This is a genomic window from Pseudoalteromonas sp. bablab_jr011, assembly GCF_016464045.1.
Taxonomy (GTDB): domain Bacteria; phylum Pseudomonadota; class Gammaproteobacteria; order Enterobacterales; family Alteromonadaceae; genus Pseudoalteromonas; species Pseudoalteromonas lipolytica.
This window is the reverse complement of record NZ_JACDWU010000326.1, coordinates 26,298-34,420: the sequence shown is the minus strand read 5'-3', so window position 1 is coordinate 34,420 and position 8,123 is coordinate 26,298. Positions and strand designations below refer to the sequence as shown.

The window sequence follows — 8,123 nt, the reverse complement described above, 5'->3', positions numbered from 1 at the left end:
CGCAACCTTGCCAAGGTTGAGGTCACGAGTTCGAGCCTCGTGTGCCGCTCCAATTTCTCACCAAAAGAAATTGTTATAAAAAATTCAAATTATACGGCACTAGCTCAGTTGCCAGAACGTTTTACCGCAACCTTTGGTTGTACACCAACGGACAAATTACTGACTATTTGAATGCGGCACTAGTTCAGTTGCCAGAACGTTTTACCGCAACCTTTGGTTGTGCATCAACGGACAAATCACTGACTATTTGAATGCGGCACTAGCTCAGTTGGTAGAGCGCAACCTTGCCAAGGTTGAGGTCACGAGTTCGAGCCTCGTGTGCCGCTCCAAATTCTAAACTATTCTTTATAAATAACTCCCAGTTAAAAAACATTTCAGCTACGTCACGCCTGTTTATTTGTTTGTTTTATAGTTGACCTTGGATTGTGGCAACAATGCGTCTTGAACCGCCCTGGTCGCGATGCTCACCTAAATAAATACCTTGCCAAGTACCGAGTTGAAGGCGTCCTTGATGGATTGGAATTGTCAGTTCGCAGCCTAATGTACTGCTTTTTATGTGTGCAGGCATGTCATCGTCACCTTCATAATCGTGGCGATAATAACTCTGCCTTTCTGGGACAAAGTGGTTGAAGTGGCTTTCCATATCCATACGCACTGTCGGATCTGCATTCTCGTTAATAGTTAAACTGGCAGAAGTGTGCTGAATAAACAAATGCAATAAACCGACTTTATACTGGCTGATTTCAGGTAGTTGACGAAGTAACTCGTCATCAATGATGTGAAAGCCTCGTGTGCGAGGCTTTAGCTGAATGGTTTTTTGTTGCCAACTCATAGCTTATCAAAACTAACTTCTATATTGGCATTCCCGTCCTCTGAGGTGAACGGAATGAGTACTTTAGCACCTTCACACTTATGTGTAATGGTGTGTCCTTTACCTGATACAACAATCGGTGTTGCCATATCAAATTCATAGCCCTTTTCGCCCAGAAGGTTTTTAGCGCCCCCGGTGACCATGTTGGTTATTTCGCCTACCATATCAGTCACTTCTTCGTTAACTGAATCTGGTCGCTCTCCCAGCATTCTTTCCATAATAGTTAAGGCCAAACTTTCATCAAAGGTGATTGAAAGTGAACCTTTAGTTTGTGGGCCAACCATACCGATTAAACCAGAGACATCACCGCGCGCAATCTCATCTTTTTTGAGGCTAGGTTTACCGGGTTTTAATTCTGTTTGAGCCATGGTGCTCAATACATTGAGTAAAGACGATAAAAAAGGGTTGATGAACTCCACATTCATTGTTTATTTTCCCTTAGGTTATTGCAGCGAGGCTGCTGTTCTAACTTTAATTGTAGTGGCTGTATAAAACAGTGCACTTAATCTTTGCAATTTTCACATTTTCCGTGTGCTTCAATTGTTTGTCCTGAGACAATAAAGCCGCTTTCAGCTGCTAAGTTATTAAGCTCGTGCGAAATAACAGTAGAATGCAGCTCTTTTACATAACCGCAGCTATCACAAATTAATAATTGTACTGGATGAATGTGATCAAAATGATGGCACAACATAAATGAGTTTGTGCTTTCTATTTTGTGAATAAAGCCCAGTTCCGACAAAAAGTCTAAGGCGCGATAAATTGTTGCTGGTTTTGCTCCTGACTCAGTTAATTTGAGTTGTTCTAATAAGTCATAAGCACCAACACCACCTTGCGCGCTCGCTAGCAGGCGGAATACTTTTTCACGGATAGGTGTAAAACGTGCACCACGATTATCACATACTTGTTTTGCTTTACTGACGAGTGATTCTGTATTCATCTTCTCTTATCCTTACGCTACCGTGATATACTATCATACTGTATTGTAGTTGCAGCGTTTTTATTCGCTAGCAGGTTTTCTTGGGAGTTTTCGGTATGAGTGAATTGCTTGCTGCGTTCATTTTCTTTTTTGCTGTCATTGATCCAATTGGTACTGTACCGGTCTTTATCGCGGTTACACGAGGCGAAGACGCTAAGTTTAAACGAAAAGTAGCATTAAAAGCGGTGGGAGTGTCGGCACTGGTTTTATTGTTTTTTGTACTCGCGGGTGAACTACTTTTAAACGCAATTAAGATTCCTTTGTCTGCTTTTCAAATTGCCGGCGGAATTGTGTTACTGATATTTGCCTTGTCGATGATTTTTGGTGAAAGTAAGCCTGAAAGTGAAATAAAAAGTGTCCGCAATAGTACCGAAACGGCTATTTTTCCACTCGCTATTCCGTCAATAGCAAGCCCCGGAGCAATGCTTGCTGCAGTACTAATGACTCGAAACAATGAATACACATGGCTGGAGCAGTTAATCACGTCATCAGTGATGTTATCGGTGTTGATTATAGTGTTGGTTTTACTGTTACTTGCAACGCATGTACATAAACTCATCGGTGATAGTGGTGCAAGTATCATAAGCCGTGTGATGGGATTAATTTTATCTTCGGTTGCGGTAACAAATATTCTGGGTGGCATTGCTCATTATTTTGGCTTAACGGTTGCGGTATAGTAAAAATTAAAGCGCATTTTCAGTCATTTAAACTTTGAATTGTTGCCTTCTATTATCTAACTTAAAAGGAGGCAATATAATTTAAGGAACAAAGAATGCGACTCAAACATGTTGTTTTATCTGTTTTTCTGCTTTTTAGTTTAGCTGCTTGCATGGAGCCGACCTATGATAGTGGCAAATTAAAAGTGATCGAAGTGACAGATCATGACTTTAAAATCAATGATGAAAGTGCAGTAACCTTGATCATCGGTCATGCCAATGTAGCTGAATATAGCTTTTCACTTCGCAAGAGCGATCTTAAAAAAGGCACTCTGTTGCAGTCGGTGTCTGACAGTAACCCGAATGTGCGCGCTGATGGTACATTCTTCAGTGAATATTATGTGCAATCAAAAGATCATGACACGCACGCATCAATTGAAATTGTAGAAATCGATCCTGTTGAGAAAGTGGCACGCATTGCTGTGGGTGCTAAGCTCGTTAATCTAAAAAATGAAGATTATAAAGAACTCGAAATTACACTATTTGAACTTACCGGCCAAAATTTAGAAAATCTCTTAAATAAAGTAGAGATTTAGTCATTACTTTATTTCCTCCCAGTTGAAGTGTGTTAGTTACACACTTCTTCATTATCTGATCTACGATTAAGTCATGCCGTCAGCTTTGTTAAGTGGTATAATCACGCAAACTTTATTTTTATTGTGATGGCTAATTATCTTAGCCGTTACTGCTTTAATAAGCGTTAATGTATTAGGTAATCAAGTTGCAAGTGAACGCATTGATATTTAAAGGGGCCATACTATGAGCACGACGACATTAAATCGCCGTTTGTCGGTGGCACCCATGTTAGATTGGACTGATCGTCATTGTCGAACATTCCATCGTAAAATGACAAAACATGCTGTGCTTTACACCGAAATGGTGACAACAGGTGCTATTTTATTTGGTAAGGGTGATTACTTACACTTTAATCAACATGAAGGTCCTGTTGCGTTGCAGCTGGGTGGGTCTGACCCTGACGCACTTGCTAAATGTGCTAAGTTAGCGGCAGAGCGTGGTTATGACGAGGTTAACCTTAATGTAGGATGCCCATCTGATCGCGTGCAAAACGGTCGTTTTGGTGCGTGTTTAATGGCTGAGCCAAAGCTTGTTGCTGAGTGTGTCGCGGCGATGAAGGCTGAAGTATCGATTCCAGTGACCGTTAAAACACGGATCGGAATTGACGAGCAAGATTCGTATGAGTTTTTATGTGCTCTGATTGAAGCAAGCCACGATGTAGGCTGTGATGACTTTATTATTCATGCCCGTAAGGCATGGCTAAATGGGTTAAGCCCGAAAGAAAACCGTGAAATTCCGCCGCTTGATTATCCGCGAGTTTATCAACTCAAAAAAGACTATCCGCAACTGCACTTTAGTCTAAATGGTGGCGTGAAAACGATTGCTGATACAATTACGCACCTTGATTATGTAGATGGCATTATGATTGGTCGTGAGGCATACAGTAATCCATTCATTTTAAGTGAAGTTGACGAAAAAATTTACGGTGATACCCCGTTTACTCTTAATCGTCATCAGGTTGTGCGAGCTATGTATGATTACATTGAAGATGAGATGAGCCAAGGCGCGAATTTTTGGCATATTGCTCGCCATATGTTGGGTATTTTCCAAGGCCAGCCGGGCGCGCGAGGCTTTAGACGCCACCTTTCAGAAAATGGTCATGGCAAAACGGCCGATTTAAGTGTTATGGATAAAGCATTGAGCTTTGTGCCAGAAATTTAATGTTCAAATTGGAACAAAAAAAGCCACTCTTTTGTGGCTTTTTTTGATCCTAAAATTTGGTTTAAAAGTTAGTTTTTTAGTCAAATTAGTTATTTTCCATTCAGCTTAAAGTCAGTGTTTAGTTACGTGAAAACTAATTAACCTTATGTATTTTAATGGTTATTTTAAAATTTTTTGTAGTTGGCATAAGAATTGGAATCTCCTCGGTGTATTAACCCAATTATCAACAGGAGAATCACATGGGTGTATTAAATCGCGTAAACGACATTATTCAGGCTAATTTATCTGCTGCACTCGATAAAGCAGAAGATCCTGAAAAGCTGCTTAATTTACTCGTGCAAGAAATGCAGGATGCACTTAATGAGTGTCGTGCAACCGCTGCAACATTCTTAACTCAAGAAAAGCAAATAAAGCGTGAAATTGCAGCAAAACAAGCAAAGCAAGCTGATTGGCAAGCGAAAGCTGAAAAAGCACTTAGTAAAGACAGAGATGATCTTGCTAAAGCAGCATTAATTGAGAAACAGCGTTTAAACGCAGAGATTGAAGCGCAGCAACGTGAAATGGATAAAGTGGCTGACTCATTAGCGAAGTTAACAGACGACTGTCAGCGTTTGCAAAATAAGCTTGCAGATGCCAAAGCAAAGCAACTGACTTACATGCAAAAAGAGCGCGTGGTTACGGCACGCTTAAAAGTCAAAGAGCAGCTTCATAGTAACAAAGTTGCGGATGCGTTAGCGCGATTTGATTATTTAGAGCAGCGCGTTGAAAACATCGAGTCGCAAGTTGAAGCCTATGAGCTTACACACAGTGATGCTGCAAATTCGACAGCGGCGCAAATTGCTGCGTTAGAAAAAAATGATGCTATAGACAAAGAGCTGGCCGATTTAAAAGCCACAATGAAACAGTCGGCTTAGGAGGAAAACGATGAATACTTATCATACATCATCACGTTGGTTTAGAGATTTAACTAATAAGAAAATCTCTGGAGTGTGCAGCGGTTTAGCTGCTCGATTGGGCTTTCCTGTATGGTCAACGCGTTTGCTCATGATCATACTGTTTTTACATATGCCTTTCATTGTTGGGGTGGGTTACCTTGTTGCACATTGTAGCTTGCCAGTAAAAGGTTATTAGGAGCTGGTCATGAAAACGTTAGCTATTATTGTCTTAGCAGTTTTACTACTGTGCACAGATACATTTACATTTGTATCCTTTGATTCATGGCAGCTGCCTTTATCAATAGCCGATATGAGCTGGGCTGGGCTTGAGGTGGTTGGTGCACTTGTCGCTGTTATTGCTCTAGTTGCTGGGGTTGCTTTATTTACCATAGGCTTAATTGGTGCAGGTGTGGTTGCTTTAGTCGGGGTAGTGCTTGCGTTTTTATTTGGTTCTGTGGTGATTGCATGGCCCTTGTTATTAATTGCAGCTTTGTGTTGGCTGATTGCTGATAACAAGAAATCACCAGCTTAAGGTACGAATAAACTGCCTTAATAAATAAAGTATGCTAAATTTAGCGGGTAAGTTGATGTCTTAACAAGGATTAAAACATAATGAAACTGTTGCCCGCATTCTCTTTTCTTATCACAAGTTTATTTTATAGTACTTTTTCATCTGCCCACAGCGGTCATGACCATAACGATGTTGCAGAAGTAACCGTGAGCAATGCCCAAGTTCGCGAATTTTTACCTGCCAGTAAGGCCAGTGTCGCTTATTTTACGATTACCAATCCGAGTCAGCAGGCTACAACATTAACAAAGGCAACACTGGATGGTTTAGGGCGCGTTGAAATTCATCAACATACCCATGTTGATGGCATGATGAAGATGGAACAGGTTATTTCTTTAGAGATAGGTGCTCACAGCAGCATTGAATTCAAACCCGGTGGTTATCATTTGATGGTGTTTGACCCTGAAGATGAGTTAAAAGCAGGGCAAGAACGAAAACTCACGCTATATTTTAAAGATGGCAACCGAGTATTTACTCAAGCCAAAGTTGTCTCTTTACATGATATGTCTAAAGAGGCATCACAAAAAAGTAAAGAGCACTCACATCACTAGGAGGTACCATGTCTGAGCATAAAGGAAAAATAGCCAGTGCATTACTTATTATCTTAATTATTTTTTACGCGGTTTCGGTTTACTGGAGTAGTGAACCTGACCGTATGGATGTTGTAGGTAAGGCAAAGCAAGAAGCACAAATGCGTGGCGAAAAGTTTGTCACGGGGTACACCACTACGACAACGTTAATTAATGTAGCTAGTACATTATTGAATAAGCCCGGTGGTTACTTGTCTAACGATATTATGCCACCCAGTGTCATGATGGATAATATGCCTGCATGGGAATATGGGGCGCTTGAAATGACGCGTGACCTTGTATTATCAATGCGTAAGGACTTTAGTCGTTCTCAGTCTCAATCAACAGAGCATGAAGCACTTAAAAAAGCGCAGCCGCAGTTTAACATCAGTTCCGAAGCATGGGCGTGGCCAAGCGCTGAAGCTGAATATCAAAAAGGCATTGATTTACTTGTTGTTTATCGCAGCCAAATTGCCGACCAAAATGACAGAGACAGTCAATTTTATGCACGCGCTGATAATTTACGTGGTTGGCTAAAAGAAGCCGAAAAGCGCTTAGGCAGTTTAAGTCAGCGTTTAAGTGCAAGTGTTGGCCAAGAACGCCTAAACACTGACTTGGCCGGTGATACGGCTGCCCACCAAGCAACTTATGCACCATTACAAAACCAAGTGAAAACGTCGTGGTGGGAAATTGATGATGTATTTTACGAATCAAGGGGAGCCACGTGGGCGCTGTTACACTTTTTACAGGCTGTTGAATACGATTTCGCAGATGTCTTAGAAAAGAAAAATGCCCGTGTTAGCCTACAACAAATTATTCGTGAATTAGAAGCCACACAAGAAACGGTGTGGAGCCCAATGATTTTAAATGGCAGTGGTTTTGGTTTTGTTGCCAATCATTCACTGGTAATGGCAAATTATATTTCTCGAGCCAATGCGGCTCTAATTGAACTTAGCGAACTTTTAGCGCAAGGATAAAATGATGAAAAAGTACTGTTTAGCGGCCGCGCTTTCGATGGCCTGTTTAGCTCCTACAGCTCAAGCTGACACTCTATTAGGTTTATACCTTGGGGTAGATGGCTGGCAATCAGATAATAGCGGTAGCTTTGCTCAAGACGGTAATTTACAAAGTTTTAATTTTGAAGATGAGACTTTCACAAGCTACTATGCAGCACTAGAGCACCCAGTGCCTTTAGTGCCTAACATCAAATTAAAATACACAGAGCTTGAGCTGAATGGTTCAACCATGTTGGATGAGTCATTTAGTTTTGGTGGTTCAGATTATGTTGTTGGTACACAAGTAGGCACTGTCAGTGATCTTTCTCACGTAGATTACATTCTTTACTACGAAATTTTCGATAATGATTTAGTGTCGATTGATTTAGGTGTGAACGCCAAGCAATTTGACGGTGATATTGTCGTGACAGGTACCTCGCAAGACGGGGGCCCAAGCACAACAGAACGTGTTGATTTCTCTGGTTTTGTTCCTCTTGTATACGGCCGCGCAGAAGTGGGTTTACCGTTTACAGGTTTAAGTGTTTTCTTTGAAGGCAGCTTATTAGCGATTGATGACAGCAAAGTACAAGACTACCAAGCCGGTATTGCGTATGCGTTGCTTGATAATCTTGCTATCGATTTAGATGTTAAAGCGGGCTACCGTTCAATGACATTAGAATTGGATGATATTGATGATATCTATACGGATTTAGATGCATCAGGCCCATTTGCGGGTATCCAAATTCACTTTTAATT

General features: G+C 41.0%; 12 protein-coding genes and 1 tRNA gene. 10 read left to right on the top strand and 3 right to left on the bottom strand.

The window, feature by feature from the left end:
* Window positions 1-253 precede the first annotated feature (253 nt).
* Window positions 254-329, top strand: a tRNA-Gly gene (locus JIG41_RS21845).
* Window positions 330-406: 77 nt separating this feature from the next.
* Here JIG41_RS21845 and JIG41_RS21840 read toward each other — a convergent pair.
* The 3 genes from JIG41_RS21840 to JIG41_RS21830 form a co-directional block, all read right to left on the bottom strand.
* Entirely contained in the window at window positions 407-832 is a 426-nt protein-coding gene (locus JIG41_RS21840; RefSeq protein WP_036971402.1) for a secondary thiamine-phosphate synthase enzyme YjbQ, read from the bottom strand.
* Window positions 829-1,296: a chemotaxis protein CheX gene (locus JIG41_RS21835; protein ID WP_065978232.1), complete on the bottom strand. Its 468-nt coding sequence runs from the start codon at window positions 1,294-1,296 to the stop codon at window positions 829-831. Before JIG41_RS21835 ends, JIG41_RS21840 begins: the two co-directional genes overlap by 4 nt.
* A 77-nt stretch (window positions 1,297-1,373) precedes the next feature.
* Window positions 1,374-1,808 carry a transcriptional repressor gene (locus tag JIG41_RS21830; protein WP_036971396.1) on the bottom strand — a complete coding sequence of 145 codons (435 nt, stop codon included), beginning with the start codon at window positions 1,806-1,808 and terminating at the stop codon, window positions 1,374-1,376.
* 95 nt (window positions 1,809-1,903) lie between these two features.
* Here JIG41_RS21830 and JIG41_RS21825 point away from each other — a divergent pair, with 95 nt between their 5' ends.
* The 9 genes from JIG41_RS21825 to JIG41_RS21785 all read left to right on the top strand — a co-directional run bounded on the left by JIG41_RS21825 (window position 1,904) and on the right by JIG41_RS21785 (window position 8,121).
* Entirely contained in the window at window positions 1,904-2,524 is a 621-nt protein-coding gene (locus tag JIG41_RS21825; protein ID WP_036971394.1) for a MarC family protein, read from the top strand.
* A gap of 95 nt (window positions 2,525-2,619) precedes the next feature.
* On the top strand, window positions 2,620-3,099 hold the full coding sequence (locus tag JIG41_RS21820) for a hypothetical protein (protein WP_075594342.1): 480 nt from the start codon (window positions 2,620-2,622) through the stop codon (window positions 3,097-3,099).
* A 223-nt stretch (window positions 3,100-3,322) separates the two neighbouring features.
* Window positions 3,323-4,300 (top strand): tRNA dihydrouridine(20/20a) synthase DusA, encoded by a 978-nt coding sequence (gene dusA / locus JIG41_RS21815; protein ID WP_199525465.1) that lies wholly within the window; start codon window positions 3,323-3,325, stop codon window positions 4,298-4,300.
* A gap of 239 nt (window positions 4,301-4,539) precedes the next feature.
* Window positions 4,540-5,214 (top strand): PspA/IM30 family protein, encoded by a 675-nt coding sequence (locus JIG41_RS21810; RefSeq protein ID WP_036971361.1) that lies wholly within the window; start codon window positions 4,540-4,542, stop codon window positions 5,212-5,214.
* A gap of 10 nt (window positions 5,215-5,224) precedes the next feature.
* Window positions 5,225-5,431 (top strand): PspC domain-containing protein, encoded by a 207-nt coding sequence (locus JIG41_RS21805; RefSeq protein ID WP_036971358.1) that lies wholly within the window; start codon window positions 5,225-5,227, stop codon window positions 5,429-5,431.
* Between the two features lie 9 nt (window positions 5,432-5,440).
* Window positions 5,441-5,767: a hypothetical protein gene (locus JIG41_RS21800; protein ID WP_199525464.1), complete on the top strand. Its 327-nt coding sequence runs from the start codon at window positions 5,441-5,443 to the stop codon at window positions 5,765-5,767.
* An 80-nt stretch (window positions 5,768-5,847) separates the two neighbouring features.
* Window positions 5,848-6,354, top strand: coding sequence for a copper chaperone PCu(A)C (locus tag JIG41_RS21795; protein WP_199525463.1), 507 nt, complete (start codon window positions 5,848-5,850; stop codon window positions 6,352-6,354).
* A gap of 8 nt (window positions 6,355-6,362) precedes the next feature.
* Window positions 6,363-7,349, top strand: a complete 987-nt coding sequence (locus JIG41_RS21790; RefSeq protein WP_065978189.1) for a DUF2333 family protein — start codon at window positions 6,363-6,365, stop codon at window positions 7,347-7,349.
* 4 nt (window positions 7,350-7,353) lie between these two features.
* Window positions 7,354-8,121 (top strand): TIGR04219 family outer membrane beta-barrel protein, encoded by a 768-nt coding sequence (locus JIG41_RS21785; protein WP_075594345.1) that lies wholly within the window; start codon window positions 7,354-7,356, stop codon window positions 8,119-8,121.
* The last annotated feature ends 2 nt before the right edge of the window (window positions 8,122-8,123 follow it).

Coding starts and splice junctions, on each gene's coding strand:
- JIG41_RS21810 (WP_036971361.1), top strand. CDS start 4,540: ATGGGTGTATTAAATCGCGTAAACGACATTATTCAGGCTAATTTATCT.
- JIG41_RS21795 (WP_199525463.1), top strand. CDS start 5,848: ATGAAACTGTTGCCCGCATTCTCTTTTCTTATCACAAGTTTATTTTAT.
- JIG41_RS21825 (WP_036971394.1), top strand. CDS start 1,904: ATGAGTGAATTGCTTGCTGCGTTCATTTTCTTTTTTGCTGTCATTGAT.
- dusA (WP_199525465.1), top strand. CDS start 3,323: ATGAGCACGACGACATTAAATCGCCGTTTGTCGGTGGCACCCATGTTA.
- JIG41_RS21790 (WP_065978189.1), top strand. CDS start 6,363: ATGTCTGAGCATAAAGGAAAAATAGCCAGTGCATTACTTATTATCTTA.
- JIG41_RS21835 (WP_065978232.1), bottom strand. CDS start 1,296: ATGAATGTGGAGTTCATCAACCCTTTTTTATCGTCTTTACTCAATGTA.
- JIG41_RS21800 (WP_199525464.1), top strand. CDS start 5,441: ATGAAAACGTTAGCTATTATTGTCTTAGCAGTTTTACTACTGTGCACA.
- JIG41_RS21840 (WP_036971402.1), bottom strand. CDS start 832: ATGAGTTGGCAACAAAAAACCATTCAGCTAAAGCCTCGCACACGAGGC.
- JIG41_RS21830 (WP_036971396.1), bottom strand. CDS start 1,808: ATGAATACAGAATCACTCGTCAGTAAAGCAAAACAAGTATGTGATAAT.
- JIG41_RS21820 (WP_075594342.1), top strand. CDS start 2,620: ATGCGACTCAAACATGTTGTTTTATCTGTTTTTCTGCTTTTTAGTTTA.
- JIG41_RS21785 (WP_075594345.1), top strand. CDS start 7,354: ATGAAAAAGTACTGTTTAGCGGCCGCGCTTTCGATGGCCTGTTTAGCT.
- JIG41_RS21805 (WP_036971358.1), top strand. CDS start 5,225: ATGAATACTTATCATACATCATCACGTTGGTTTAGAGATTTAACTAAT.